The 26,519-nt window shown below is 74.8% G+C and carries 27 protein-coding genes; 13 read left to right on the top strand and 14 right to left on the bottom strand.

Going from position 1 to position 26,519, the window contains the following annotated elements:
* Positions 1 to 8: 8 nt before the first annotated feature.
* The gene (locus AC0OO9_RS24725; protein WP_484512720.1) at positions 9 to 746 is read right to left on the bottom strand and encodes a hypothetical protein; all 738 of its coding nucleotides are present in this window, start codon (positions 744 to 746) and stop codon (positions 9 to 11) included.
* Positions 747 to 1,121: 375 nt separating this feature from the next.
* Here AC0OO9_RS24725 and AC0OO9_RS24720 point away from each other — a divergent pair, with 375 nt between their 5' ends.
* Positions 1,122 to 1,949, top strand: a complete 828-nt coding sequence (locus tag AC0OO9_RS24720) for a SigB/SigF/SigG family RNA polymerase sigma factor (RefSeq protein ID WP_357579948.1) — start codon at positions 1,122 to 1,124, stop codon at positions 1,947 to 1,949.
* Positions 1,950 to 2,096: 147 nt separating this feature from the next.
* Here the strand turns inward: AC0OO9_RS24720 and AC0OO9_RS24715 are convergent, their stop codons facing one another.
* Genes AC0OO9_RS24715 through AC0OO9_RS24705 form a run of 3 tightly spaced genes read right to left on the bottom strand, consistent with a single transcriptional unit; the run spans position 2,097 to position 4,919 of the window.
* Positions 2,097 to 2,714, bottom strand: a complete 618-nt coding sequence (locus AC0OO9_RS24715) for a GNAT family N-acetyltransferase (protein ID WP_484512718.1) — start codon at positions 2,712 to 2,714, stop codon at positions 2,097 to 2,099.
* On the bottom strand, positions 2,711 to 4,237 hold the full coding sequence (locus AC0OO9_RS24710) for an APC family permease (RefSeq protein WP_132235926.1): 1,527 nt from the start codon (positions 4,235 to 4,237) through the stop codon (positions 2,711 to 2,713). The genes AC0OO9_RS24715 and AC0OO9_RS24710 overlap by 4 nt, the downstream gene beginning before the upstream one ends.
* Positions 4,238 to 4,277: 40 nt before the next feature.
* Positions 4,278 to 4,919 carry a GOLPH3/VPS74 family protein gene (locus tag AC0OO9_RS24705; protein WP_421458147.1) on the bottom strand — a complete coding sequence of 214 codons (642 nt, stop codon included), beginning with the start codon at positions 4,917 to 4,919 and terminating at the stop codon, positions 4,278 to 4,280.
* 126 nt (positions 4,920 to 5,045) lie between these two features.
* Between AC0OO9_RS24705 and AC0OO9_RS24700 the strand changes: the two genes are divergently transcribed.
* From AC0OO9_RS24700 to hrpB, 3 genes are read left to right on the top strand one after another with little or no spacing between them, the layout of a single operon-like run.
* A complete protein-coding gene (locus AC0OO9_RS24700; RefSeq protein ID WP_151456261.1) occupies positions 5,046 to 5,888 on the top strand; it encodes a helix-turn-helix domain-containing protein in 843 nt (280 codons plus the stop codon).
* Positions 5,889 to 5,928: 40 nt separating this feature from the next.
* The gene (locus tag AC0OO9_RS24695) at positions 5,929 to 6,129 is read left to right on the top strand and encodes a DUF397 domain-containing protein (protein WP_132235920.1); all 201 of its coding nucleotides are present in this window, start codon (positions 5,929 to 5,931) and stop codon (positions 6,127 to 6,129) included.
* Positions 6,130 to 6,159: 30 nt separating this feature from the next.
* Positions 6,160 to 8,766 carry an ATP-dependent helicase HrpB gene (hrpB, locus tag AC0OO9_RS24690; RefSeq protein WP_484512716.1) on the top strand — a complete coding sequence of 869 codons (2,607 nt, stop codon included), beginning with the start codon at positions 6,160 to 6,162 and terminating at the stop codon, positions 8,764 to 8,766.
* 6 nt (positions 8,767 to 8,772) lie between these two features.
* Here the strand turns inward: hrpB and AC0OO9_RS24685 are convergent, their stop codons facing one another.
* Positions 8,773 to 9,498: a PP2C family protein-serine/threonine phosphatase gene (locus AC0OO9_RS24685; RefSeq protein ID WP_132235916.1), complete on the bottom strand. Its 726-nt coding sequence runs from the start codon at positions 9,496 to 9,498 to the stop codon at positions 8,773 to 8,775.
* Positions 9,499 to 9,726: 228 nt separating this feature from the next.
* Between AC0OO9_RS24685 and AC0OO9_RS24680 the strand changes: the two genes are divergently transcribed.
* The 3 genes from AC0OO9_RS24680 (at position 9,727) to AC0OO9_RS24670 (ending at position 14,124) form a co-directional block, all read left to right on the top strand.
* On the top strand, positions 9,727 to 12,339 hold the full coding sequence (locus tag AC0OO9_RS24680; RefSeq protein ID WP_484512714.1) for a glycoside hydrolase family 9 protein: 2,613 nt from the start codon (positions 9,727 to 9,729) through the stop codon (positions 12,337 to 12,339).
* 185 nt (positions 12,340 to 12,524) lie between these two features.
* On the top strand, positions 12,525 to 13,439 hold the full coding sequence (locus AC0OO9_RS24675; RefSeq protein ID WP_484512712.1) for a hypothetical protein: 915 nt from the start codon (positions 12,525 to 12,527) through the stop codon (positions 13,437 to 13,439).
* A 151-nt stretch (positions 13,440 to 13,590) separates the two neighbouring features.
* Entirely contained in the window at positions 13,591 to 14,124 is a 534-nt protein-coding gene (locus AC0OO9_RS24670; protein ID WP_484512710.1) for a GNAT family N-acetyltransferase, read from the top strand.
* Positions 14,125 to 14,212: 88 nt separating this feature from the next.
* On the opposite strand, the gene AC0OO9_RS24665 is transcribed toward AC0OO9_RS24670, so the two are convergent.
* From AC0OO9_RS24665 to AC0OO9_RS24650, 4 genes are read right to left on the bottom strand one after another with little or no spacing between them, the layout of a single operon-like run.
* The gene (locus AC0OO9_RS24665; RefSeq protein WP_484512709.1) at positions 14,213 to 15,178 is read right to left on the bottom strand and encodes a TIGR03885 family FMN-dependent LLM class oxidoreductase; all 966 of its coding nucleotides are present in this window, start codon (positions 15,176 to 15,178) and stop codon (positions 14,213 to 14,215) included.
* Positions 15,179 to 15,233: 55 nt separating this feature from the next.
* The gene (locus AC0OO9_RS24660; RefSeq protein ID WP_484512707.1) at positions 15,234 to 16,646 is read right to left on the bottom strand and encodes an NADP-dependent succinic semialdehyde dehydrogenase; all 1,413 of its coding nucleotides are present in this window, start codon (positions 16,644 to 16,646) and stop codon (positions 15,234 to 15,236) included.
* 12 nt (positions 16,647 to 16,658) lie between these two features.
* Complete coding sequence (locus AC0OO9_RS24655; RefSeq protein ID WP_421458140.1) at positions 16,659 to 16,922, bottom strand: DUF6343 family protein; 264 nt, start codon at positions 16,920 to 16,922, stop codon at positions 16,659 to 16,661.
* Positions 16,923 to 16,950: 28 nt separating this feature from the next.
* Positions 16,951 to 17,808 (bottom strand): NAD(P)H-binding protein, encoded by an 858-nt coding sequence (locus tag AC0OO9_RS24650; RefSeq protein WP_484512705.1) that lies wholly within the window; start codon positions 17,806 to 17,808, stop codon positions 16,951 to 16,953.
* 214 nt (positions 17,809 to 18,022) lie between these two features.
* On the opposite strand from AC0OO9_RS24650, the gene AC0OO9_RS24645 reads away from it, so the two are divergent.
* A complete protein-coding gene (locus tag AC0OO9_RS24645; RefSeq protein WP_484512703.1) occupies positions 18,023 to 18,646 on the top strand; it encodes an antibiotic biosynthesis monooxygenase in 624 nt (207 codons plus the stop codon).
* A gap of 144 nt (positions 18,647 to 18,790) precedes the next feature.
* Complete coding sequence (locus tag AC0OO9_RS24640) at positions 18,791 to 19,642, top strand: GDSL-type esterase/lipase family protein (RefSeq protein WP_484512702.1); 852 nt, start codon at positions 18,791 to 18,793, stop codon at positions 19,640 to 19,642.
* A gap of 61 nt (positions 19,643 to 19,703) precedes the next feature.
* Here the strand turns inward: AC0OO9_RS24640 and AC0OO9_RS24635 are convergent, their stop codons facing one another.
* From AC0OO9_RS24635 to AC0OO9_RS24625, 3 genes are all read right to left on the bottom strand, one after another.
* Positions 19,704 to 20,462, bottom strand: a complete 759-nt coding sequence (locus AC0OO9_RS24635; protein WP_484512700.1) for an EcsC family protein — start codon at positions 20,460 to 20,462, stop codon at positions 19,704 to 19,706.
* A 38-nt stretch (positions 20,463 to 20,500) separates the two neighbouring features.
* On the bottom strand, positions 20,501 to 20,644 hold the full coding sequence (locus AC0OO9_RS24630; protein WP_357579935.1) for a hypothetical protein: 144 nt from the start codon (positions 20,642 to 20,644) through the stop codon (positions 20,501 to 20,503).
* A 103-nt stretch (positions 20,645 to 20,747) separates the two neighbouring features.
* Positions 20,748 to 21,584 (bottom strand): peptidase M23, encoded by an 837-nt coding sequence (locus tag AC0OO9_RS24625; protein WP_484512698.1) that lies wholly within the window; start codon positions 21,582 to 21,584, stop codon positions 20,748 to 20,750.
* 417 nt (positions 21,585 to 22,001) lie between these two features.
* Between AC0OO9_RS24625 and AC0OO9_RS24620 the strand changes: the two genes are divergently transcribed.
* Genes AC0OO9_RS24620 through AC0OO9_RS24610 form a run of 3 tightly spaced genes read left to right on the top strand, consistent with a single transcriptional unit; the run spans position 22,002 to position 24,100 of the window.
* A complete protein-coding gene (locus tag AC0OO9_RS24620; RefSeq protein WP_132235896.1) occupies positions 22,002 to 22,922 on the top strand; it encodes a proteasome assembly chaperone family protein in 921 nt (306 codons plus the stop codon).
* 37 nt (positions 22,923 to 22,959) lie between these two features.
* On the top strand, positions 22,960 to 23,757 hold the full coding sequence (locus AC0OO9_RS24615; RefSeq protein ID WP_484512697.1) for an exodeoxyribonuclease III: 798 nt from the start codon (positions 22,960 to 22,962) through the stop codon (positions 23,755 to 23,757).
* Between the two features lie 28 nt (positions 23,758 to 23,785).
* Complete coding sequence (locus AC0OO9_RS24610; protein ID WP_327027597.1) at positions 23,786 to 24,100, top strand: antibiotic biosynthesis monooxygenase family protein; 315 nt, start codon at positions 23,786 to 23,788, stop codon at positions 24,098 to 24,100.
* A 131-nt stretch (positions 24,101 to 24,231) separates the two neighbouring features.
* On the opposite strand, the gene AC0OO9_RS24605 is transcribed toward AC0OO9_RS24610, so the two are convergent.
* Positions 24,232 to 24,909 (bottom strand): class F sortase, encoded by a 678-nt coding sequence (locus tag AC0OO9_RS24605; protein WP_484518035.1) that lies wholly within the window; start codon positions 24,907 to 24,909, stop codon positions 24,232 to 24,234.
* An 8-nt stretch (positions 24,910 to 24,917) separates the two neighbouring features.
* A complete protein-coding gene (locus tag AC0OO9_RS24600; RefSeq protein WP_484518034.1) occupies positions 24,918 to 25,604 on the bottom strand; it encodes a hypothetical protein in 687 nt (228 codons plus the stop codon).
* 225 nt (positions 25,605 to 25,829) lie between these two features.
* Between AC0OO9_RS24600 and trmB the strand changes: the two genes are divergently transcribed.
* A complete protein-coding gene (gene trmB, locus AC0OO9_RS24595) occupies positions 25,830 to 26,459 on the top strand; it encodes a tRNA (guanosine(46)-N7)-methyltransferase TrmB (RefSeq protein WP_484518033.1) in 630 nt (209 codons plus the stop codon).
* The last annotated feature ends 60 nt before the right edge of the window (positions 26,460 to 26,519 follow it).

Below are 26,519 nucleotides of genomic sequence, written 5' to 3'. Positions count from 1 at the left end.
TCTGACCGTCAGGCGGGTACGAAGAGGGCGTCGGCCCGGCTGCGGGCGGGCACGGCCTCGACGGGACCGGCGTCGGCGGTGTGCGCCGTCAGCCCGCCTGGGTAGGCGAACGAGGCGCGCGGGGAGTAGAAGCCGAACCCGATCGTCAGCGGGTTCTCCGGGCGCAGCGCGTAGATCGGGTGGGCCGGCTCCAGGAACTCCACCGACTCGATCACGAACGGATCGACCGGTTCCGCGACGTACGGGTAGACGGCGTTGAGCAGCTGCCCGTCGCGCGCGGTGAAGTAGCGGTGGTGGCCGCTGCTGATCGCCCGGCCCGTCTCGCCCACCTGGCAGCGGGCCCGGATCACCGGTACGCCGTCGATCTCCGTCTCGGCGACGATCTCCCCGTCGTGGTGCTCGATGCGGGTCCGGCCCACGACGGCGGGCGCCCCCCGCGCGGCGGCGTAGGCGCGGACCCGTGCGCTACAGGTCACGTAGTGCGTCCACCAGCCGCCGGGGTTCATCCCGCCCGGCGCGTCCACCCCGGCCAGCGCCACCCCGAGATAGGTCAGCGAGTACGCGCCGAAGCCGGAGGTCTGGCTCTCGTCGTCGACCACGTACTGGTTGATGAAGACCAGGCGGTCGGCCGACGGGCGCAGCCCGGCCGGCACCAGCGCCGCGACCGCGTCCGGGTCCGCCGGCAGCCAGCCGAAGTGGAGCGCGCGGCTGTTGACGACGAGATGGGGGGTGGCGGGGTCGAGCACGGCACCTCCGGAGCGGGGCGGGTACCCGCACGCTACGGCCCGTCCCGTGGACGGGACAACGACGGAAAGCCGACATTCGACGCCGGTCATCCGGGGGGCCGTGACCGCTCGGCCGGCCGGTCCGGGCCGCCCGGATGCAGCATCATCGATGTCCGTCGGGGTCGGCTGACCGTACGACCGACGTAAGCCGGCTCACAATCCGAGACCGATTCGCCCGATTAGCGCCGTCCATGGCGGAAAATTACTTAAGTACATCGTACTTTCGGCTAGATTTCGACAGACCGATCGGGCTAAGGTGACTCCCGAACGGACATCTGAATCTAAACCTAAGCGTCACGTCTTTCATCCGCGGACGAGGTGCAGGGAGGACCACCCATGACCGCGCCAACGATCAGCGAGCCGGCGACCACGACAGCGCCGAGCACCGCTCAGAAGCTCGACCCGCGTGCGCTCACCGACAGCGCCGCGGACCTGCTCAACGCGATGGCCGCGCTGCCGGCCGGCCACCCGTCCCGCGCCGCCCTGCGCGACAGGGCGATCGAGGCCTGGCTGCCGCTCGCCAACCACCTCGCCCACCGCTACAGCGGCCGGGGCGAGCCCACCGACGACCTGGCCCAGACCGCCGCGGTCGGCCTGATCAAGGCGATCGACAAGTTCGACCCGTCCCGCGGCGTCGACTTCGCCGGCTACGCGATCCCCACCATCATCGGTGAGCTCAAGCGGCACTTCCGCGACCGCACCTGGGACATCCGGGTCCCCCGCCGGCTCCAGGAGCTGCGGCTGGCCATCTCCGACGCCAACAGCTCGCTGTTGCAGACCCTGGGCCGTTCGCCCACGGTGGCCGACATCGCCGCCCACCTCAAGCTCACCGAGGAAGAGGTCCTGGAGGGCCTGGAGGGCGCCCGCGCCTACAACGCGGTCTCGCTCTCCACGCCGACCGGCGACGGCGACCGCGCGACCGAGCTGGGCGACATGCTCGGCGGCGTGGACGGCGAGTTCGAGCTGGCCGAGCTGCGGGTCGCCCTCGGCCCGGCGCTGGCCACGCTCGACGAGCGGGAGCAGAAGATCCTCACGCTGCGGTTCTACGGCAACCTGACGCAGTCGCAGATCGCCGAGCAGATCGGCGTCTCGCAGATGCACGTGTCCCGGCTGCTGGCCCGCGCGCTGACCAAGCTGCGGGGGCAGCTCGACGGCACGTACTAGGGGTGGTGGGCGATGGCCGGGCCGGCGGGCCCGGCCATCGCCGTGTCCGGGGCGGGCGCCCGCCACGCGGCACGACGCCCGGGTCACCCTCCGGGAGAGGGTGACCCGGGCGTCGCCGCTCGGACGGATGGAACCGGGCGCCGTCGTTCAGGCGGGCTGCCCGGCCGCCGTCGCCGCGCGGGCGGGCTCCCGCCACATCGGCCAGAACGGCGTGCCGTCGGGCAGGTGGAAGGGCTCAGCGACCTGGTAGCCGTGCCGCGCGTACAGGTCGCGGCCGGTCTCGCTGGCCGCCTCCAGGTAACCGGGCACCCCCTCGGCGTCGAGGACGGCGTGGTGGTGCCGCAGCAGCGCGCTGCCCAGCCCCTGCCCCTGCCGGCCCGGTGCGACGGCGAGGAACGCCAGGTGGTGGTGGTCGGGGTGCGGGTGGTGGGCCTCGAAGAGCTTGTCCAGGTGCGCGAACCGGTCGGTCCACTCCCCGCAGGCCGCGGCCAGCCGGGCGTCGTAGTCCGTTGGCGGCGGGGCCGGGTCGCCCACCGAGGGGAACCAGACCGCGACCCCCGCCCGGTCCGCGGTCGCGTGGACGAGGCCGTACCGCATCGCGTGGTCCACCAGGATCGCGAAGTTGCCGGCCAGCACGGACTGCCGCCGCCCGGCGTCGGGCACCAGCCACCGGGGCGCGTCGAGGGCCATGAACGCCTCGGCGATCCGGCCGGCCACCAGCGACGTCTCCCGCGGCCCGAGCCGCTCGACACGCACCTCGCTCACCGCCGCGCCGCCGTCCCGCTCGGGACGGGCCCGCCGAGGTGGGCGGCCGGCGGCGCCGTCACCGCCACGCTCTCCGCGCCCAGACCGATCCGGGCGTACGTGTCGGGGCGGTTGCCGCGCAGCACCAGCGCCCACAGCAGGCCGAGCAGCGCAGCGACCGGGTAGACCGCCGGGACCGCCCAGCGCAGGGGCGAGTCCGGGGCCACCCCGAGCAGATCGGCGAAGTTGACCACCGCGAGCAGGACGATCACGGCCAGGGCCACGGCGGCGAGGCCGGGGGCGACCGCGCGCCGCCACAGCGTCTCGTTGACTCCGTCGCGGGCGAAGAAGGCGATCACCGCGACCGAGGTGGTGGCGATCAGCAGCAGCACCCCGAAGCCGCCTGCGGTGCCGACCCAGTAGAACAGCTGCACCACCGGGTCCCAGCCGTTGAGCGCGTAGAGCAGGATCACCACGAGGCCGAGCGCGCTCTGCGCGAGGGAGGCGGCCCGGGGCGAGCCGGTGCGCGGCGAGGTCTGCCCGAACACGGCAGGCAGCACCCGCTCCCGGCCGAGCGCGAACGTGTACCGGGCGGTGGTGTTGTGGAAGGAGATCATCGCGGCGAGCACCGAGGTCAGGAAGAGCGCCTGGCCGATGGTGACGGCGGTGCCCCCGAGGTGCGCCTCGGCCAGGTTGAAGATGAGTCCGATGCTCTGCTCGCCCGCCTCGGCGGCGATCCGGTCCGGCCCGACGGCGACGGTCATGCTCCACGACGACAGCGCGTAGATCCCCGCGATGATGGCGATGGAGAGATAGGTGGCCAACCGCACCGTCCGCCGCGGGTCCTTGCTCTCCTCGCTGAACACCACGGCGGACTCGAAGCCCACGAAGCCCAGGATGGCCAGCACCAACACCGCGCCGGCGCCGGGCACGACGAGGTTCTCCGGTGACAGCGCGGCGAAGCTGACGTCCCCGCCGGCCGGGTGGGTCAGCTGCCCGAGGTCGAAGACCACGATCACCACCATCTCGGCGACCAGCAGCGCTGCGAGCACCAGGCCGTTCAGGTCGATGCGGAGCAGCCCGAGCACGCCGACCGTCGCCCAGGCGACCAGCGCCACCACCCACCACGCCGGGGCCACCCCGAACAGTCGGCCCAGCACCGGTTCCGCCGCGGCGCCGATGGTGCCGTAGAGCCCCACCTGGAGGGCGTTGTACGCGATCAGCGCCACCCAGGCGGCGCCGACGCCGGCCGGGCGGCCCAGCCCACGGGCGACGTAGGCGTAGAACGCGCCGGCGTTGGCCATCCGCCGGGCCATCGCCACGTACCCGATGGAGAAGAGGGCGAGCACCGCGGCCACCGTCAGGAAGGCCAGCGGGATGCCGAGCACCCCGACGACCCCGTAGCCGGTGGTGACGACGCCGGCCACGACGGTCAGCGGGGCGGCGGCGGAGAGGACGAAGAAGATCACCGACGGCACGCCGAGCCGGCCACGGGCCAGGGCCTCGGAGACGTTGCTCGGTCGGTCGAGCGTGGGGGTCGACATACGCGGACTCCGGTTCGAGGGGAGGGAGGGGTGGAGGGCGTCAGCCGACGCCGCGCAGCACGGCGGCGCCGACGGCGGCCTCGGTGTGCGCCACGAGTTCCCGCAGCGGCGGGGGCAGCGCCGGGATGAGCACGCCCAGCCGGTGGTGCGCCCGGGGGCCGGCGCTCCACAGCACCTCGCGGCTCAGCCCGGCGGCGACGACCAGACCCAGCAGTGTCCCGTCGGGCACGCTCGGCGGTTCCGGCCGGTCGAGCAGGGCGCGCAGCCGGGTGGCCGGCCAGGCCACCGCGTTGAGGTCGATCGGCAGGTAGCTGACGGTGGTGCGCAGCAGCCGCCGGGTCTCCTGCCGGCGCAGCACCCCCGCTCTGACCAGTCGCTCGCCCACCGAGGTGGTGGCGGTCTGCGCCAGGAAGCTCAGCCAGGTACGCACCGGGTGCTGCTGCGTCTCGCCGACCAGCTGGTCCAGCACGGTGTGCGCCAGCGCGTCGGCCGGCGGGCGACGGTCGAGCACCGTGACGACCCCGGCGGAGACGGTGGCGTGTCCACGCAGGACCAGTTCGCCGAGCAGCCCTGCGGCGAGGCCGAGGCCGGTCGCCGTCGGGTGCAGCTTCGCCTTGCCCCGGCTGTCGTTGTGGGTGATCAGGAAGAACTCGTCGGCGATGTGCAACCGGTCCTCCCGCACGGGTTGTCCACAGTGTTCGCAACCGGGCAAGGATGCACCGGCCGTGACTGCAACGCAACTCCCGTTTATGGAAGTTGCACTCCGTGCTGGCCCCACCTGCGGATCTTGCCGTGACAGACTCGGAGGGTGACCGCGAGCCCCACCGTCCGCCGCCGCCGTATCGCCCGGGAACTCCGCCAGTTGCGCGAGCGCGCTGGCATGACCCTGGACGTCGCCGCCCGGCAACTGGACATGTCCAAGAGCAACCTGTCCCGCATCGAGAACGCCCAGATCGGCATCAAGCCGCGCGACGTCCGGGCCGCGCTGGCGCTGTACGAGGTGACCGGGGCCGATGCCGAGGCGCTCATCGAGATCGCCCGCGGGGCGCAGCAGCGCGGCTGGTGGCAGAAGTACAGCGACGTCCTGCCGGAGTGGTTCGAGTTCTACGTCGGGCTGGAGGCGGAGGCGGCGAGCCTGCGCACGTACGAGGTCGAGGCGGTGCCCGGGCTGCTGCAGACCGAGGCGTACGCGCGGGAGGTCTTCCGGCGCACCGCGGGCGAGGACGGGATCGAGCGCAAGGTCGCCGCGCGGCTGCATCGGCAGAACGTGCTGCACCGCGACAATCCGGTCGAGTTGTCGGTGGTGCTCAACGAGGCGGTGCTCTGCCGCCCGGTCGGCGGCAACGCCGTGATGGCCGACCAGATGGCCCACCTCGCGAAGGTCTCTCAACTACCGAACGTGACCCTCCAGGTACTTCCGTTCTCCGCCGGTGGGCACCCGGCGATGAACGCGCCGTACGTCGTGCTGACGTTTGCCGACACCGCCGACGCGGCCGTGGTTTACCTGGAAAACCTCACGATGGGGCTGGCTCTGGAGGAGGCCGGGCAGGTGCGCGGGTATAGCCTTGTGCACGAGGAGATGTGCCGGATGGCACTCGGTCCGGAGGCGTCCCTGACCCGCCTGACGGAAGCTTCTCGTCACTTTGCGTGACCGTTGACGCGGCGCGCCGGCAACAGACGGGGGTACCGCGATGAGCGCGCTCGACCTGACCCGCGCCCAGTGGCGCACCAGCAGCCGCAGCGTGGGCAACGGCAACTGCGTGGAGGTCGCCGCCGCCGGTGACCGGATCGCCGTCCGGGACAGCAAGGACCGGCCCGGCCCCGTGCTGGCCTTCCCGGCGTCGGCCTGGCGCGCCTTCGTCACCGGCGTCGACGGGGTACGCCCCGGCTGAGCCGCTTCCCGGGCGGTGCGAGACTGGGCCGTGCTCTCGGACGTGCCCCTCGACCTGCCCGTACGCCCGGTGCTGCCGGAGCTGGTCGCGGCGCTGCGCGGCGCCGGCGCCGGGGTGCTGGTCGCCCCGCCCGGCACCGGCAAGACGACCCTCGCCCCGCTGGCCGTGGCCGACGAGGTCCCCGGTCGCGTGCTGGTCGCCCAGCCGCGCCGGGTGGCGGCCCGCGCGGCGGCGCGCCGGATGGCCGCGCTGCTCGGCGAGCCGCTCGGCGAGCGGATCGGGTACGCCGTGCGCGGCGAGCGCCGCAGCGGACCGCGCACCCGCGTCGAGGTGGTCACCACCGGGCTGCTGGTGCGGCGGCTGCACCGCGATCCCGAGCTGGCCGGCACCGGCGCCGTGCTGCTCGACGAGTGCCACGAGCGGCAGCTCGACGCCGACCTGGCGCTCGCGTTCGCGGTGGAGGCCCGGGCCGCGCTGCGCCCCGACCTCTGGCTGCTGGCGATGTCGGCCACCCCAGAGGCGGACCGCTTCGCCGCGCTGCTCGGCGGCGGCGGCGCTCCCGCGCCGATCGTCCGGGCGTCCTCGGCCCTGCACCCGGTGACCCGGATCTGGGCGCCGCCACCCCGGCCGGTGGCCGCGCCGGGGGCCGGCCCGGTCGACCGGGGCCTGCTCGACCACGTCGCGGCGACGGTGCGCCGTGCGCTGCGCGAGTGCGACGGTGACGTGCTGGTCTTCCTGCCCGGGGCCGGCGAGATCGGTGCCGTCGCGGGCCGGCTGGCCGACCTGCGCGACGCGGTCGCCGTCCTGCCGCTGCACGGCCGGCAGCGCGGCGCCGACCAGGACGCGGCGCTGCGACCGGCCGGCCGGCGGCGGGTGGTGCTGGCGACGGCGGTGGCGGAGAGCAGCCTGACCGTGCCGGGCGTCCGGGTGGTGGTGGACGCCGGGCTGTCCCGGGTCGCCCGGATGGACCTGGCCCGGGGCCTGGGCGCCCTGGTCACCGTCGGCGTGTCCCGGGCGGCGGCCACCCAGCGGGCCGGCCGCGCGGGCCGGGAGGCGCCCGGGCACGTCTACCGCTGCTGGTCGGCGGCGACCCACGAGCGGCTGGCCGCGCAGCCGGAGCCGGAGATCGCGACCGCCGACCTGACCGGCTTCGCCCTGGAGCTGGCCGCCTGGGGTTCGCCGGACGGCGCCGGGCTGGCCCTGCCCGACCCGCCCCCGGCGGCGTCGATGACGGTGGCCCGCGACACCCTCGCCACCCTCGGCGCGCTCGACGCCGACGGGCGGATCACCGACCGGGGCCGGGCGATCGCCGCGGTCGGGGCGCACCCCCGGCTGGCCCGGGCGCTGCTCGACGGGGCCGCCCGGGTGGGGGCGGACCGGGCGGCGGAGATCGTGGCGCTGCTCGCCGAGGACACCGCCGCCGGGCCGGGCGACGACCTGACCGCCGCGTGGCGCCGGCTGCGCGCGGGCGCGGACCCGGGTGCCACGGCCCGCTGGCGTTCGGAGGTACGCCGACTGCGCGCCGCCCTGCCCGACGCGCGGTCGGGACGGCCTGACCGGGGCCGCCCGCCCCTCGGTTCCGACGCGGCGGCGGGAGGCACCGGCCGGGCGAGGTCGGCCGGCGACCCCGCGCGGGCCGGCGACGCGGGCCGGTTGACCGACGACCTGGCCGCCGGGCTGCTGGTCGGGCTGGCCCACCCGGAGCGGCTGGCCCGGGTGCGGCGGCCGGGCGGCTCGGCGTACCTGATGAGCGGCGGGACCGCGGCGGAGCTGGCGCCCGGGTCGGGGCTGGCCGGCGCCGACTGGCTGGCGGTCGCGGTGGCGGACCGCTCCCCCGGCGCGCCGACCGCCCGGGTGCGGCTGGCCACCCCGCTCGACGAGACGACCGCCCGGGAGGCGGGCGGGCCGCTGCTGCGCACCGAGCGGGAGGTCGGCTGGGCCGGCGAGGACGTGGTGGCCCGGGAGGTGCTGCGGCTGGGCGCGATCGAGCTGGTCGAGCGGCCGCTCGCCCGGCCCGACCCGGCGGAGGTGACGCAAGCCCTGCTGACCGGCCTGCGTCGTACCAGCCTCGGCCTGCTGACCTGGACCCCGGCGGCGCGGGCGCTGCGCGAGCGGCTGGCGTTCTGCCGGCAGTCGCTCGGCGGCGACTGGCCCGACGTGGGCGACGAGGCGCTGCTCGCCGACGCGCCCGCCTGGCTGGGCCCGGAGCTGGCCCGCGCCCGCCGCCGCGCGGACCTGGCCCGCCTCGACGTGGCCGGGGCGCTGCGCCGGCTGCTGCCGTGGGCGCTGGCGGCGCGGCTGGACGAGGTCGCGCCGGAGCGGATCGCGGTGCCGAGCGGGTCGCGGATCCGGCTCGACTACGCCGACCCGGCGGCGCCGGTGCTCGCGGTGAAGCTCCAGGAGACCTTCGGCTGGCGGGACGCGCCGCGCATCGCCGACGGCCGGGTGCCGGTGCTGCTGCACCTGCTCTCGCCGGCCGGGCGGCCGGTGGCGGTCACCGCCGACCTGGCCTCCTTCTGGCGCACCGGCTATCCGCAGGTACGCGGGGAGCTGCGCGGGCGCTACCCACGCCACCCGTGGCCGGAGGACCCGACCACGGCCCCGCCCACCCGGCACGCCACCCCGCGCCGGCGCTGAGCGGGCCTACTCCTGCACGACGTCGGCGACGACCACCGTGACGTTGTCCGGCCCGCCGGCGCGCAGCGCCAGGTCGATCAGCCGGCGGGCGCAGTCCGCGCGGTCGGGGTGCTCGGCGAGCACCTCGGCGAGGGTGTCCGGGCGGACGACGTTGGACAGCCCGTCGCTGCACAGCAGCCAGCGGTCCCCGGCCCACGGCACCATCGTCGCGTACGCCGGGGAGACCTCCTCGCCCTGCAACGCCTGGGTGACCACGGCCCGGCGGGGGTGGCTGCTGGCCTGGTCGGCGGTGATCACCCCCTGGTCGACGAGCATCTGCACGAACGTGTCGTCGCGGGTGATCTGTTTGAGGACGCCTTCGCGGAACAGGTAGGCGCGGGAGTCGCCGACGTGGGCGAGGGCCAGGCAGCTGCCCGTCCGGGCGAAGAGCAGGGCGGTCAGCGTGGTGCCCATGCCCTGCCGCTCCGGATCCTCGGCGACCGCCTGGTGGATCCGCTCGGTGGCGAGCTGGATGCCGCTCTGCAGTGCGGCCACCAGCGCGTGCTCCGGGGTCTCCACGTCCAGCGGAGCGACCGCGTCGATGGCGATCGCGCTGGCCAGGTCGCCGGCCGCCATCCCGCCCATGCCGTCGGCGACGGCGACGAGCCAGGTGCCGGCGTGCAGGGCGTCCTGGTTTCCGCTGCGGATCAGCCCACGGTCGCTCGTTCCCACGGAACGCAGCTTCAGGGTCATGGGTGGCAGCCTGCCAGGCGGAGGGCTCAGTTGTCTCTAGGAGATCAGGACCTCGGCGCGTCGCGCGGCGAATCTCACTGTCCCGGGGGCCCGTCGGGCGGGTCCACGCCATCCAGCCGGGTCGATTGACAGGGTGCCGGGGGCACTGGAACCATCGACAGGACCTGGGAGCGCTCCCAGATCGCCATCGCCATCCCCCGTCCCCGCAGTCGTCCGGAAGGAACACCCGTGACGCCATCCCGACGTCGCCTCGCGCTGCTCGCGACCGCGACCGCCCTCGCCCTGACCGGAGCCACCGCCGGCACGGCCCACGCCGAACCGCCCCCCGACGCCCCCGAGCAGATCGACAACGGCGACTTCAGCGCCGGTGTGTCCCCCTGGTTCTCCTACGGCACCGGCCCGCTCGCGGTCACCGACGGCCGGCTCTGCGCCACCGTGCCCGGCGGGCTGGCCAACCCGTGGGACGCCGGCATCGGCCAGGACGGCGTGCCGCTGGTCGCCGGGGCCGAGTACACGCTCGGCTTCGACGTCTCCGCCACCCCCGGCGCCGCCGTCAAGGCCGTCCTGCAACTGGGCACCGCCCCCTACACCACGTACGCCAGCGTCGACGCCACCGCCAGCGGCACCGCCCAGCGCTTCGAGAAGACGTTCACGGTGCCCGAGGCGAACCCGGCCGCCCAACTGATCTTCCAGGTCGGCGGTGCCGCGGCCGAGCAGACCGTCTGCCTGGACGACGTCTCGCTGCGCGGCGGCGACCCGCCCGCGCCGTACGTGCCCGACACCGGGCCACGGGTGCGGGTCAACCAGGTCGGCTACCTGCCCGGCGGGCCGAAGAACGCCACCGTGGTGACGACGGCGACCGAGGCCCTGCCCTGGCAGCTGAAGTCGGCCGCCGGCGCGGTCCTGGCCAGCGGCAGCACCACCCCGCGCGGCGTGGACGCCGCCTCCGGGCAGAACGTGCAGACGCTCGACTTCTCGTCGTACCGGACCCCGGGGGCGGGGCTGACCCTGACCGTCGACGGCGAGACCAGCCACCCCTTCGACATCTCGGGCACCCTCTACGACCGGCTGCGCGCCGACTCCCTCCAGTTCTTCTACGCCCAGCGCAGCGGCATCACCATCGACGGCGACCTGATCGGCGCGGAGTACGCCCGCCCGGCCGGGCACCTCGACGTGGCGCCCAACAAGGGCGACACCAACGTGCCCTGCCAGCCGGGCGTCTGCGACTACTCCCTGGACGTGCGCGGCGGCTGGTACGACGCCGGCGACCACGGCAAGTACGTGGTCAACGGCGGCATCGCCACCTACCAGCTACTGAACACCTTCGAGCGGACGCGCACGGCCGCCACCGCCGGGCACGGTGCGGCCCTCGGCGACAGCACCCTGCGGGTGCCCGAGCGCGGCAACGGCGTGCCGGACGTGCTTGACGAGGCCCGCTGGGAGCTGGAGTTCCTGCTGCGCATGCAGGTGCCGGCTGGCAAGCCGCTCGCCGGGATGGCCCACCACAAGATCCACGACCGGAACTGGACCGGGCTGCCGCTCGCCCCGCACGACGACCCCGAGCAGCGCGAGCTGCACCCGCCGTCGACCGCCGCCACCCTCAACCTGGCCGCCGTCGCCGCCCAGTGCGCGCGGCTCTTCGCCCCCTACGACGCGACCTTCGCCAAGCGCTGCGGCACGGCGGCGAAGACGGCCTACGCCGCCGCCAAGGCCAACCCGACGCGGTACGCCAGCCCCGCCGACAGCACCGGCGGCGGCGCGTACGACGACACGAACGTCACCGACGAGTTCTACTGGGCCGCCGCCGAGCTCTTCCTGACCACCGGGGAGCAGCCGTACCTGGCGGATCTGACCGCGTCGCCGCACCACACCGGCAACGTGTTCGACCCGCGCGGCTTCGGCTGGCAGGGCGTCGCCGCCCTGGGCCGGCTGGACCTGGCCACCGTGCCGAACGGGCTGCCGGCCGCCGACCTGGCCCGCGTCCGCGCCTCCGTCACCGCCGCCGCCGACGCCCACCTCGCCGAGGCGGGCCGGCAGGCGTACGGGCTGCCGATGCCCGGCGACCCGGACAGCTACTTCTGGGGCGGCAACAGCAACATCATCAACAACGCGGTCGTGCTGGCCACCGCCTTCGACCTGACCCGCGACGCGAAGTACCGCGACGGCGCGGTGCAGGCGATGGACTACGTCCTCGGCCGCAACGCCCTGAACATCTCGTACGTGACCGGGTGGGGCGAGCACGCGGCCGAGAACCAGCACAGCCGGATCTTCGGCCACCAGCTCGACCCCGACCTGCCGAAGCCGCCCGCCGGCTCGCTGGCCGGCGGCCCGAACGCCGCCCTCCAGGACCCGTTCGCCGCCAAGCTGCTCGCCGGCTGCAAGCCGATGTTCTGCTACGTCGACGACATCAACTCGTACGCGACCAACGAGGTGGCGATCAACTGGAACTCGGCGCTGGCCTGGATCGCCTCGTTCCTGGCCGACCAGGGTGACTCGAAGGCGGTGCCGGCGCCCACCTGCGCCGCCACGTACACCAACTACGGCACCTGGGAGGGCGGCACCGGGTTCACCGCCCAGGTGACCATCCGCAACACCGGCACCAGCGCGATCGACGGCTGGGCGGCCCGCTTCGCCTTCACCGGCGACCAGAAGGTACGCGAGGCGTGGCTGGCCAAGGCGACCCAGGCGGGGGCCACGGTCACCGCGAAGAACGAGTCGTACAACGCCAGGATCGCCCCGGGCGGCACCGTCACCTTCGGCTTCAACGCGGTGACCGGCGGCGGCGCCAACCCGGCACCCGGCCTGATCACCGTCAACGGCGCGGCCTGCACGCTCTCCTGACCGACCCGTGCTCCGGTGCGCCCCGGCGGTCCGTCGCCTCGGCCGCACCGGCTGAGAATCGTCCCAGGTGACGAGCGCGCCGCCCGCGTAACGGCCTCCCCCGGTTCCCCGGGGGAGGCCACCACCGGGTCCGGCCGTCGATTCTCGGTGGACGGCCTCCCGGGGCGTACGACAGGGTGGCCGGCATGGACGACGCGCAGCGGCGGGTCTGGTCGCGACTGCCGGACGGCACCCGGAGCGCCCTGGCCGGCCTGAGCCCGGCGGACCTGCGCACGCTGCTGCTGGCGGTGGCCCGGGACCGGGCGGCGGCGGTACGCCCCGCGGACCTGGTCCGCCGCTGGCGCACGGACCGCTTCACCCGGCCGGCGGCGGCCGACCCCCGCGCCCTGGCCGCCGTCGAGGCCCGCCTGTGGGAACTGCTCCCGGCGGAGTTCGCCGGTGTCGACCTCTCCCCCGTCGCGCCGCTCGGCACCTGCTCGGTCGTCACGCCGATGAGCCAGAACCGCATCGTCACCACCTTCCGCGCCACCGAGGTGCTCAGCGACCCCACCAACGCGCTCGCGATCGAGGCCGCGGTACGCCGCCGCGAACAGCCGCCCGGCGGCACCGTGCACCTGGCCGCCTGCCACCGCGTGCTGCGGGCGCAGGACTTCGGGCCGACCCGGTCGGCGCACTTCCGGCTCTTCACGCTGGTCTCCAGCGCCCGCGACACCGGCTCGGGGCGCACCGAGGCACGGCTGCTCACCCTGCACCTGGCGTACTGGCGCGCGGTGCTCGCCACCCTGCTGCCGCCGTCGGCGGCGGCCCGGATCCACCTGACCGTGCTCGACAGCCCCGTCGTCGGGGAACGGATCGCCGACACCGTCCGGCCGGCGCTGGGCCCGTCGGGCGTACCGCTTGTGGACGAGCCGGAGCGCCGACGCGGCCGGGGCTACTACGTCGACGCGGCGCTACGGATCACCGCCGGCGACGGCGCCGACGAGGTCGCACTGGGCGACGGCGGCTTCACGGACTGGACCGCCAGGATGACCAGCGACGCCAAGGAACGCTGCCTGACCTCCTGCCTGGCCACGGAACCCCTGACCACCCTCACGCCCTGACCACCCTCACGCCCTCCCGCCCCCAGCGTGGTCGATCATGCAGTTGCGGTGGGCGGCATGCCCTGGATCGCACCTTTCGCGAGGCACCACAACTGCATGATCGACGCGGTAGGGCGGCCGGGGCAGGGGCGGGTGTAGGAGCATGTCCGTCATGACCGACCAGCGAAGCCCCAGTCTGCGTCCCGGCGGCCCCGACGACGCGCCCGCCGTGCTGCGGCTGCTCGACGGCGCCACCGCCTGGCTGGCGGAGCGGGGCCGCACCGGTCAGTGGGGCACCGAAGCGGCCTCGACCGACCCGCGGCGGATCGCGCAGGCCGAGGCCTGGGCGAGCGGCGGCGGGCTGTGGCTGGCGACGCTCGCCGACCGGCCGGTCGGCGCCCTGGTGGTCGGGACGGCGACCGAGTACGTGCCACCCGCCACCGAACCCGAGCTGTACGTGAACCTGCTGGTCACCGACCGCGCGCACGCCGGGTCCGGTATCGGCGGCCGGCTCCTGGCGCACGCCGCGGAGCTGGCCCGGGAGCGCGGGCTCGGCCTGCTGCGGGTGGACTGCTACGCGGGCGACGACGGCGCGCTGGTCCGCTGGTACGAGCGGCAGGGCTTCACCGCCACCGACCCGTTCACGGTCGAGCGCCCGGGCCGCGACCCGTGGCCCGGGCAGGTCCTCGCCCGCCGCCTGCCCTGAGCCGCTCGCCCGTCGAAACGGCACGTCCCGACAGCAGCGCGGGACGGGACCGCTCAGCCGGCACCGCGCAGGCCCGGGACGGGACCGCTCAGCCGGCGCTGCGCAGCTTCGGCAGCACCTCGGCGCCGAACGCGTCGATGAAGTTCCGCTGCTCCTGCCCGACGTGGTGCAGGGCGATCTGGTCGAAGCCCAGCTCCAGGTACTCCTCCAGCCAGCCGACGTGCCGGCCGAGGTCGGCGGAGACGTTCACGACGTCGTGGACCTTCTCCATCGGCACGTCCCGCGAGACCACGTCGAAGTGCTCCGGGGTCTCCAGGTCCCAGCAGACCGGCGGGGCGAAGACGTTGCTGCGCCACTGGTCGTACGCCAGCCGCTCGGCCTCGGCCTGCTCCGGCGCCCAGCTCACGTGCACCTGGAGGTGCAGCGGCCCGCGCCCGCCGGCGTCCCGGTACGCGTCGATCATCTGCCGCAGGTGCGCGGTCGGGGCGTTCACGGTGATCAACCCGTCCGCCCACTCGGCGCACCAGCGGGCGGTGGCCAGGCTGACCGCCGCCCCGATCAGCGCCGGCGGTTCCTCCGGCCGGGTCCACAGCTTCGCCCGGTCCACCCGGACCAGGCCGTCGTGGCTGACCTCCTCGCCGGCCAGCAGCGCGCGGATCACGTCCACGCACTCACGCAGCCGGGCGGTGCGGACGTCCTTGCGCGGCCAGGCGTCGCCGGTGATGTGCTCGTTGCTCGCCTCGCCGGTGCCGAGGGCGGCCCAGAACCGGCCCGGGTACATCGCGCCCAGGGTGCCGATCGCCTGGGCGATGATCGCCGGGTGGTAGCGCTGCCCGGGGGCATTGACCACCCCGAACGGCAGGTTGGTGGCCTGGAGCGCAGCGCCGAGCCAGGACCAGGCGAAGCCGGACTCGCCCTGCCGCTCGCTCCAGGGCGCGAAGTGGTCCGAGGACATGGCGGCGTCGAAGCCGGCCCGCTCGGCGTGGATCACCGCCTCCAGCAGGGCGCGGGGAGGGATTTGCTCGTGGGACGCGTGGAAGCCGAACACCGTCATGGCGTCACTCCGTACCCACGACGGCGTCCGGCTACGCCGACGGAGCCGGGCGGGACTACTCCGCGTGCGCCCCGGCGCCGGCCGAGGCGGCCCCCTCGCCCACCCAGACGGTCTTGGTGTTGCAGAACTCCCGCATGCCGAGCGCGGAGAGCTCGCGGCCGTAGCCGGAGTTCTTCACCCCGCCGAAGGGCAGTTCCGGGTACGACGTGGTCATCCCGTTGACGAAGACGTTCCCGGCGTCCAGGTCGGTGGCGAAGCGCTCCTGCTCCTCCGGGTCCCGGGTCCAGGCGTTGGATCCCAGGCCGAAGGAGGTGCCGTTCGCCACCTCGATCGCCTCGTCGTACGACGACACCCGGTAGAGGCCCGCGACTGGCCCGAAGACCTCCTCGGACCACATCCGCATCTCCGGCCGCAGGTCGGTGACCACCGTCGGCGGGTAGAACCAGCCGGGGCCGGCGGGCGGCTCGCCGCCGCAGAGCACGGTGGCGCCCTTGTCGACGGCGTCGCGTACCTGGGCGTGGATCTCGTCTCGCCCGCCCTCGCTGGCCAGCGGGCCGACGTCGGTGCCGGCGTCCATCGGGTCGCCGACCCGCAGGGCCGACATGTTCGCGGCGAACTTCTCGGCGAAGGCGTCGAACACGTCGGCGTGCACGATGAACCGCTTCGCGGCGATGCAGGACTGGCCGTTGTTCTGGCAGCGGGCGGTGGTGGCGACCTCGGCGGCCCGGTCCAGGTCGGCCGAGGGCATCACCACGAACGGGTCGCTGCCGCCGAGCTCCAGCACTGTCTTCTTCAGCTCCCGGCCGGCGATCTGGGCGATCGAGCGGCCGGCGCCCTCGCTGCCCGTCAGCGTCGCCGCGCGCACCCGCGGGTCGCTGAGCACCCGGTCGACCTCGGCCGAGCCGACGAGCAGGGTGGTGAACGCCCCCTCGGGGAAGCCGGCGCGGCGGAACAGGTCCTCCAGCAGCAGCGCGGTCTGCGGCACGTTGGAGGCGTGTTTGAGCAGGCCGGTGTTGCCGGCCATCAGGGCGGGCGCGGCGAACCGCATCACCTGCCACAGCGGGAAGTTCCACGGCATCACCGCGAGCACCGGCCCGATCGGCTGGTAGCGGACGAAGGCCCGGGTGGCCTTGACCGCTCCCGCGTCGGCGGGCTCGTCGGCGAGGAACTCGGCCGCCTTCGCCGCGTAGAAGCGGCAGGCGGCGGCGCACTTGGTGACCTCCGCCTGGGCCGAGGCGTACGTCTTGCCCATCTCGGTGGTCATCAGCCGGGCGATCTCGTCGCGCTCGGCCTCCAGCAGGTCGGCCGCCGCGTTCAGCCAGCGCCCGCGCTGGTCGACGGTGGTGCCGCGCAGCTGGCGGTACGCCAGGTCGGCCCGCTCGATCGCGGCGTCGATCTGCTCCGGCGACATCGGGTCGTAGGTCTTGAGCGTCTGTCCCGTGGCGGGATTGGTGGTCGCGATGGGCATCTCGTACTCCTGTCACTCGAAGAGTGAGTGGCGGGTTCCCGGTTCCTCCCGGCGGCGGGCGGCGCGGCGCCGCTGGATGATGATCAGGTCGACCACGGCGACCACCGCGAAGACCACGCAGAGCACCCCGAGCCACACCAGGTCGGCGTTGAACGCCAGCACCGCGAAGACGGTCATGGTCACCAGACCGAACCCGGCGAGCAGGAGCCGCATGTTGAGCGCGCTGTAGGCGTGGCCGACCGTGCCACGGGCGCGCCGGGGCTGCGATCTCGTCATCTCACCGACCTACCCCCGATCGGCCCGCTTAACCCGCCCCGGCCGGTCGGCTCCCCCGGGCGTCCTCGTCGGTGCGCCAGGCGCCCCGGGCCGCCGCGTCGGCGGCGTACGCCGTGAAGTCCTTCGGCGCCCGCCCCGTGACCTGCCGGACGGTGTCGGTCGGTTCGGCGTCGCCGAGCTCCCGCAGGGCGGCGAAGGCGCGGATCTCCGCCTCGATCTGCGCAGGCGGGAGGCCCAGCGGGGTCATCGCGGCCCGGTAGTCCCCGGCGGCGCCGAGGTGGCGGACCGGACGCCCGGCGGCCCGGGCGACGATGTCGACCGCCTCGCCGAAGGACAGGGCGCGGGGCCCGGTGATCTCGTGGACCCGGCCGTGGTGGCCCTCTCCGGTGAGCGCCGCCACGGCCACCGCCGCGATGTCGTCGGCGTCGACGAAGCCCTGGCGGGCGTCCCCCACCGGCACGGCCACGGTGCCGGCGAGCACGGCGTCGCGGAAGACGCCCTCGTCGAAGTTCTGGTCGAACCAGTCCGGCCGGAGGATCGTCCACTCGACGCCGCAGTCGCGCACCAGCGCCTCGGCGGCCAGCAGCCGCTCGTCACCCATCGCCTCGATCGCCCGGCTGGACAGCAGGACGACGCGTCGCACGCCACCCTGCACGGCGAGTCGGACGAACGCCGGGTCGACCGGCACGTCGTGCGGGACCATCAGGTAGAGGCGGGAGGCGCCGGCCACGGCCGGCTCCCAGGTCGCCGGCAGGGCCCAGTCGAAACGGACGGCGCCCCGGCGCGACGCGGCCCGGACCGGCAGGCCGGCGTCCGACAGCCGGCGCGCCACCCGCCGGCCGGTCGAGCCGGTGGCGCCGAGCACGAGGATGTCGTCTGCACTCATGGGCCCAGTCGACCACCGACCTCCGACAGTTCTCCGCCGCGTGGACCGGTCGACCGGCACGCTGCCGGTCGACCCCGCAGGTCGCCCGCCTCGGCCCCCGCCGGTGCACCGCCGCCAGCCCTGCCGGTGGGCCGCGTCACCCTCCTGGTGGGGTGCGTTACACCGGTGGCCCGTGAGCCTGTCGAACCGGCTCCGAACGGAGAGGATGGCCGGTATGACGATGACCCACGCGCTGCCGGTGACCGTCGCCGTCGCCCGGCGCACCGACCCCGCCCGGACCAGCGAGATGGTGGCCTGGATGCGGGCCGGCACGGCGCTGGCCGAGGCGTTCCCGGGGTTCCTCGGGTCCGGCTGGGTACGCAGCGCGCCCGGCTCCGGGGAGTGGCACATCATCTACCGCTTCGCCGACCACGACACGCTGCGCCGCTGGGAGGACTCCCCGCAGCGGCACTGGTGGCTCTCCTCGGCGCAGGGCATCGTCGAGCACACGCGGGTCGAGCGGCGTACCGGCGTCGAGGGCTGGTTCGACCCGCCGCCGGAGCACGTGGCGCAGACCGTCCCGGTCAGCGCCGAGCCGACGGTCCCGCCGCCCTCCCCACCGCGCTGGAAGCAGGCGGTGACGATCTGGCTGGCGTTCTTCCCGCTCAGCCTGACCGCGACGCTGCTCACCAGCCGTTTCCTCCCGGACGTGCCGCTGGCCGCCCGGGTGCTGATGATGACCCTCACGCTGACCCCGCTGATGACATACCTGGTGCTGCCCCGGATCACCCGGACCCTGCACTGGTGGCTGCACGGCCAGCCCGCGCCCTGGCGCGCCGACCCCCGCCTGGCCCGCTGACCCCGCCCGACGTATCGATCCGCTAGCATGCGAAGCCGCGCCGGAACAGCCCTCTGCCGCATTGTCGACAGCGGCGGGTTGACCCACCGGGGCCGCGCTTAGAGTTACCGCGCTGTCGCTCTCCGCTGCGGGACTGGGGATGGTATGCCTCGACGCTGGGTCACCGTGGCCGCCTGTCTGCTGGCGCTGGTCGCGCTCGCCTGCGAGGGCGGCGGGGAACCCGGCTCCCGACCGCCACGGGAGACGCCGTCGCCCGGCTCGCCCGGCGGCATCGCGGCCCTCGGCGACTCGATCAGCACCGGCTTCGGCTCCTGCCTGGTGCTCGTCTCGTGCGAGCGCAACTCCTGGTCCACCGGCGACGGGCTGCGCGTCGACAGCCTCTACCGGCGGCTGCTCGACCGGAACCCGGCGATCCGGGGCAGGGCCTACAACCACGCCAGCCCCGGGGCCCGCGCGGCGTCGCTGGAGGGGCAGGCCCAGCGGGCGGTACGCGACCGCGTCGACCACGTCACCGTGCTGATCGGCGCCAACGACGTGTGCCGGGGCGGCATCGAGGCGATGACCCCGGTGAAGCAGTTCCGCGCCGAGGTGGACCGCGGCCTGCGGGTGCTGCGGCAGGGGCGGCCGAAGGCCCGGGTGCTGGTGGTGAGCGTGCCCAACCTGCACCGGCTCTGGGAGGTCGGGCACACCGACGCGCGGGCGGTACGGGCCTGGAAGCGGGGCGTCTGCCCGGCGCTGCTGGCGAACCCCACCTCGACGGACCCGCTCGACCGGGCCCGCCGGGCGGCCGTGCGGGAGCGGATCGCCGACTACAACGCCCAGCTCGCCGCCGCGTGCAAGGCGTACGGCTCGCGCTGCCGGCACGACGGCGGGGCGGTGCACCGGGTGCGGTTCGACCTGGAGCTGGTCAACCCGCTGGACTGGTTCCACCCCAACGCCGCCGGGCAGGACCGGCTGGCCGACGTGGCGTGGCGCGCCTCGGGCCTCGGCTCCTGACCCTGCCGGCCGACCGCGCGCCCACAGGGGCGGGCGGACGGGCGGCGGGTGACGGCCGGCGTCAGGGCCGGCGGGGCTCGGGGACGGTCGGTCCGCCGTACTGGCGGTAGAGGGCGTGGGAGCGCACGGCGAGGTCCTTGGTGGCCGACGAGTTGGCCCAGGTGCCGAGCACGATCGCCGCGCCGGGCACCACCTTGGCGAAGACCCGCTTCGCCGCGCGCACCCCGGCCATCTGGGCCAGTCGCACGCCGAGGCGCAGCATGACCTTGCCGAGCGGGTTCTGCCCCCCGCTGCCGAAGAGTGCCCCGGCGCGCTCCCGGCCGGCGGCCACCCCGAGCGCGAGCCGGGCGCTCTCGGCGACCTTGTGCACCTTCTGCAGCACCAGCAGGTCGGTCGCCCGGTCGCCGTGCAGCGGGTCGGCCCCGTACGCGGCGGCGACGTGCAGCACCATCCGGGCCTGCGTCCAGGCCAGGATCCCCACGTCGATCACGGCGCCGGGCAGCCCGGCGGCGCCCGAGACCGCCCCGGAGAGCCGGGCGTGGTTGACGAACTTGCGTACCGCCTGCTCCGCCAGGGCCTCGGCGGGGACGCCGGGCTGCTCGGCCCGGGCCCGCGCGGCCCACTGCGCCGCCTCCGGCCCCAGCCGGCGTACGGCCTCCAGGGCGAGGTGCTCCGGAGCGTACTGCGGGTCCTCCCGCATCCGGTCCCAGAGCTTCAGCGGCGGCGCCTCGGTGGCCTCCTGCGTCGGTACCGGAACCACGGCCGGCGGCTGAGGTCCTCCGGCGACGTGCTGGTCGTCGGCGGGCGCGGGATCGGTCACAGGGTCTCCCGGGGGTCGGAGAGGTCGGCGGTGACGGGTCAGCGGCGGTTCTGGAGCTTGGCCGCGAGACCCCGGAGCTTCTGCTGGGTGGCGGGCTTGGCCAGCTCGCGACGGCCACGGTCGACCATCTGCTGACCCTTGGGCGAACGCAGGAAGGTGCTGATCCGCTGCATCAGTGACATGTCGTCCTCCAGTCGGTGGTGCCTGTTCCATGTGTACCTCGGAGCGACAACACATGTACCCCGGATGCGCGAACCGCAACCGTCCACTGTGGTTGGTGAAAGCCTACTGCCCGGCCTCCAGGCACGCCGCGACGACCTTGGTGGCGCGCCACTCGTGCTTGGCGTAGTGCTCCGGGTAGGCGGAGATCTGCACCGCCTGGGCGGCGTCGGTGAGCCGCATCTGCTGCCAGCCCGGCACCCGCGCCAGCGCCGAGAGGAACTGTCGGGTGGCGAACTCCGGGTCCATCAGCTCACCGACCTCGCCCCAGCCGCTGCTGGAGCGCTGCTGGAACAGCCCGACCGAGTCGTGGTCCCACCCGATGCCCTGGTGCGGGTACTCGCGGGACTCCGGGAGCACCCCGCTGGCGACGTTGTAGAGGTTGCTCTCCTGCATCGCGGTGGCGACCGCGATCACCAGCGCGCGCCGGGGCATCCCCATCTCGCGCCCGGTCCGCACGATCTCCTCGGCGTTCTCCATCTGGGCGTCGTCGAGCCCGACGACCGGGGCGGGGTCGACCGGCTTGCGGGTGGTCTTCTCCGGTGCCGGGGTGGTGGTGTCCGGGTCGGCGGCGCGGGTCGGGCTGGCGGAGGTGGCGACGCGTTCCACCTTGCGGGAGGCCGGGTCCGGCCCGGCGCGCTCGGCGAGCGCGGAGGGGGCGGCGGCGGGGGCCGGGTCGGCGGAGTCGTCCCCCGCGCCCTGCGCGACGGCGGTCAGGCCGAGGCAGCACAGCACGCCGGTGGCGAGGGCGATCCGGGCCCGGGCGGGCCCGCGATTCAGCAGGTGGGCGTACGCCCCGGCGGCGCGGAGGGCGGTTGACCGAACGTACGAGGGGGTATCGTTCGAACGGCCAACCGGGTCACCGGGGGCGATCTGGTCGTCGAGGGTGCGGTCGTCACGCATCAGCCGAGGCTAGGCAGGCCCACACGGCGATCACCCCGGGTGATCTCGTGGCTTTCCTCACGATATGGGCTGGGCCGGGTGGACGCCCCTGCCGCCCCGGGCAGCCCGGGGGACGGACCTCGCGGACCGGTCAGACCTCCGGGTCACCCCGGCCCGCCCCTGCGCGCCCGGAACACGGACAAACCCCCGCCGCCCGGCCCATGATCCCCAAACTCGCCCGTTCGACCGATAGCCTGGTCGTCCTGACGGTCAGCGTTCCTCGTCCGCCGGTGGGCTTGCGGGCATACGCCCGATTACCGGACAGGTGACGACCCGCGGCGGGGCGCGGCGAGGAATGCACGAGGATGGCGGGTACGTTCCCCGAACCGGGTGCCCTCGCGCGGCGACCCGTACGCACGACCAGGGAGGTCCGCACCGGTGCTCGACCCACACGAGCTCTACGAGCTCACCGACGATCTGCCCGACCTAGGTCAGCCGGTCCTGATCCAGACCCTCACCGGCTTCGTCGACGCCGGCAGCGCCACCCGACTGGCCAGGGAGCAGCTGCTCACCTCCCTGGACGCCCGCCCGATCGCCCGGTTCGACGTCGACCAGCTCTTCGACTACCGCTCGCGCCGCCCGGTGATGACCTTCGTCGAGGACCACTGGGAGGCGTACGACGCCCCGGAGCTGGAGCTGCACCTGCTCCGCGACGACGACGAGACCCCCTTCCTGCTGCTCACCGGCCCGGAGCCGGACCTGCAGTGGGAGCGCTTCGTGGCCGCGGTGGCCGGCATCTCCGCACGGCTGGACGTCCGGCTCACCGTCGGGCTCAACTCGATCCCGATGGCCGTGCCGCACACCCGGCCCGCCGGGGTGACCGCACACGCCACCCGCCGCGAGCTGATCGCCGGCTACGAGCCGTGGTTGCAGCGGGTGCAGGTGCCGGGCAGCGTCGGGCACCTGCTGGAGTACCGCCTCGGCGAGCTGGGCCGTGACGCCCTCGGCTTCGCCGCCCACGTGCCGCACTACGTGGCGCAGACGGAGTACCCGGCCGCCGCCGAGGTGCTGCTCGCCTCCGTGTCCCGCAGCACCGGGCTGCTGCTGCCCCGCGACGGGCTGCGCTCGGCGGCCGAGGTGGTCCGGGTGGAGATCGACCGGCAGGTCGCCCAGACCGACGACGCCGCCCAGCTGGTCCAGGCCCTCGAGGAGCAGTACGACGCGTTCGCGCGCGGCCGGGGCGAGCGGAACCTGCTGGCCGCCGAGGCCGGGCCGCTGCCCACCGCCGACGAGCTGGGCGCCGAACTGGAGCGGTTCCTGGCCGAGCAGACCCGCCCGGGCGACACCCCGGGCAGCTGAACCGGCGACACGCGCGGGGATGGGGCAGGCTGGTCACATGCGCCTGGCGACCTGGAACGTGAACTCGGTGAAGGCCCGCCTGCCCCGGCTGCTGGACTGGTTGGCGGGCACCGGGCCCGACGTCGTCTGCCTCCAGGAGACGAAGTGCCCGGACGGCGCCTTCCCGGTGGCCGAGGTGGGCGAGCTGGGCTACACGGTGGCCAGCCACAGCGACGGCCGGTGGAACGGGGTGGCGGTCCTGTCCCGGGTCGGCCTGGCCGACGTCACGGTGGGGTTCCCCGGCGAGCCGGGCTTCCCCGATCCCGAGGCCCGGGCCATCTCGGCGACCTGCGACGGGGTCCGGGTCTGGTCGGTGTACGTGCCGAACGGCCGGGCCCCGGACGACCCGCACTACGCGTACAAGCTCGCCTGGTTCGCGGCGCTGCGGGACGCGGTCGAGGCGGAGCTGACCGGCGGCCTGCCGCTGGCGGTCTGCGGCGACTTCAACGTGGCGCCCACCGACGCCGACGTCTGGGACCCGGCGCTGTTCACCCACTCCACGCACGTCACCCCCGCCGAGCGGGCGGCCCTCGCGGCGCTGCGCGACCTCGGGCTCTCCGACGTGGTGCCCACGCCGATGAAAGGCCCGCACCCGTTCACCTACTGGGACTACCGGGCCGGCATGTTCCACCAGAACAAGGGCATGCGGATCGACCTCGTCTACGCCTCGGCGCCGTTCGCCCGGGCGGTCCGCTCCGCGTACGTGGACCGGGAGGCGCGCAAGGGCAAGGGGCCCTCCGACCACGCGCCGATCGTGGTCGACGCCGACCTGGTTCCGGCCGTCGAGTCGTTCTGAGCCCCGACCTCGTCGCTAGGGTGGAGCCATGGCAGTCGTGAAGATCAACGCGATCGACGTCCCTCCCGGCGCGGGCGAGGAGCTGGAGAAGCGGTTCGCCGCCCGGGCCGGGGCCGTGGAGAACTCCCCCGGCTTCCTCGGCTTCGAACTGCTGCGCCCGGTGGCCGGGGAGAACCGCTACTTCGTCTACACCCGCTGGGAGACCGAGGAGGCCTATCAGGCGTGGGCCGCCGGCCCTTCCCGCGCCGCCCACGCCGGGACGGGCGAGAAGCGTCCCCCGGTCGCCTCCGGCGCAACCCTCCTGGAGTTCGAGGTCGTCCAGCAGGTCCCACCCCGCCCCTGACCCCCCTCCCTCCCCCTCCCCCTCCCCGCCCCTCCCCAACGCGTTGATCATGAGGTTGGCGGCGAAGTCGATCTCCGTGGATGCCGCCAACCTCATGATCGACGGGATCGGGGGGCCGGAACGCGGGAGGGTCAGGCAGGGCGGGAGGAGAGCAGGGTGGCGAAGGCGATGATGTTGTCGGCGTAGCCCGTCCGGCCGCCGAGCCAGTCGCCGCCGCAGGTGATCAGGCGCAGGCCCGCGGGGCCCTCGTCGCCGTAGACCCGCTCCGCCGGCAGCCGCTCCTTGGGGAAGTGCTCCACGGAGTCGACCCGGAACACCACGACCGATTCGTCCGCCCGGGCCACCTCGACGGTGTCGCCTGGGCGCAGCTTGTGCAGGTCGTAGAAGACCGACGGGCCGCGCTTGGTGTCCACGTGCCCGACGATGACCGACGGGCCCGGCTCGCCCGGGGTGGGGCCCCGGTCGTACCAGCCGGTCTCGTCGGCCCGCTCCAGCGGCGGGACGGCGATGGAACCGTCCCGGGCCTGGCCGACGGGGGCCACCGGGGCGGACACCTTGATCGCGGGGATCGACAGGCGCACCGGCCGGCTGGCCGCCAGCGCACCGTTCTCGCTGCGGGCCGGCCGGTCCTGTCCCCCGCCGGCTGCCCAGTCGAACGGCCCGGCGGTGCGCCCCAGGCCCGCGCCGGTGGCGAAGACCCCGGCCAGCACCAGCACCACGGCCAGCGGCACCGACCAGGGACGGCGTCCGGGCGGCCGCGGGCTGCGGGCCGCTGCGGCGGCCGGCTGCGGGGCGGGCGTGGGGACCATGACCGGGCTCACCGACGGGCGGTACGCGGGCGGCGCGCCGACCGGACGGCGAGCACGATGCCGGTCACGATCAGCGCGAGGCCACCCGGAAGCAGCAGCCCGCCCGTGACGCCACCGGCGCCTCCGCCGAACCCGGTCGCCGGGCCGCGACTGGGCTTCACGGCCTTGACGACCTGGAGCATGGTCGAGGCGGTCTCGCCGTCGCGGCACTCCAGCTTGATCCGGTAGTTGCCGGGCCGGGTGCGCTCCCGCACCATCGGCGCGGCGGTCAGCGTGCTGCCCTGCGGCTGCACCTGCACCCGGCCGAAGGCGTCCGAGACCACGGTGGCGGGGACCGAGTTGTCCTGGCAACTGGCCCGGATCCCCACCAGGAAGCCGGGCTCGACGGTGCTCGGGCTGACCTCGACGAAGACGCGCGGCCCCGGCGGCCCCGGCTGGGGCGCGCCGGCCCGGGCCAGCAGAGCGCCGCCGGACCTGGACGCGACGCCGGACGGCGGGGACGACGAGGCGGCGAGGACGGTGGTGGACGACAGGGCGCCGCCGGGCGGCAGAGCGGTCGACGGCAGGGCGACGTTGGGCGGCTGGGCGACACCGGGCACGGCGGTGGCCGGCTGGGCGGCCGGGGCCGGCGAGGCCGCGAGCAGGGGACCGGCGACCACGGTCACGATCGCCAGCGCCACACCGCCGCGGTGCACCGACACGACGCCCCCTCCCGGCGCGTTGGGGCAGTGCCGGGCAATACCAGACGCCCGGTCTGCCGTACGGGATGGATCCTCTCATCCCCGGGCGAACATCACATCCGATTCGGCGCGGTCGTCGCGTACCCTCGGGTCGTTGTGACCTCCACCGACTCCCCCGCCGCCGTCCCCGCGCCCGCCGCCGCCCGGACGATCCGGACCTTCCATCCGCGCCGAGGTCGGATGAGCAGCCGCCAGACGGACGCCCTCGACCGGTTCTGGCCGGTCTACGGCCTGGACGTGCCCGAGCGGCCCGGCACGCCGGTGGACCTGGCCGGCCTGTTCGACCGACGGGCCCCGCTGGTGCTGGAGATCGGTTCCGGGATGGGCGACACCACGGCCGAGATGGCCGCCGCCGACCCCGACCGGGACTATCTGGCGGTCGAGGTGCACACGCCCGGAATCGCCAACCTGCTGGACCTGGTGGACCGGTACGGCCTGCGCAACGTACGGGTGGCGCAGGGCGACGCCCTGGACCTGGTCGCGGGCCTGCCGGAGGCGTCGCTGGACGCGGTGCACGTCTTCTTCCCCGACCCCTGGCCCAAGTCCCGGCACCACAAGCGGCGGATCATCCAGCCGGGCCACGTGGCGCTGCTGCGCTCCCGGCTGGCGCCCGGCGGCACCCTGCACTGCGCGACCGACTGGGCCGAGTACGCCGAGGCGATGCGCCAGACCCTGGACGCCGACCCGGGGCTGGCGAACGCGCACGACGGCTTCGCGCCCCGCCCCGCCCACCGCCCGGTCACCAAGTTCGAGCGCCGGGCCCTGCGGGCGGGTCGCCCGATCTTCGACCTGATCCACCGCCGGCCGTGAAAGGAAGGGCCCCCTGTTAACGGATTCCGTTGTACAGGGGGCCCTTCCTCGCACCTCGGG

Source organism: Micromonospora sp. USAFONa4, assembly GCF_057197825.1.
The sequence above is the reverse complement of the archived record's forward strand: the minus strand, read 5'-3'. Positions and strand labels throughout refer to the sequence as shown.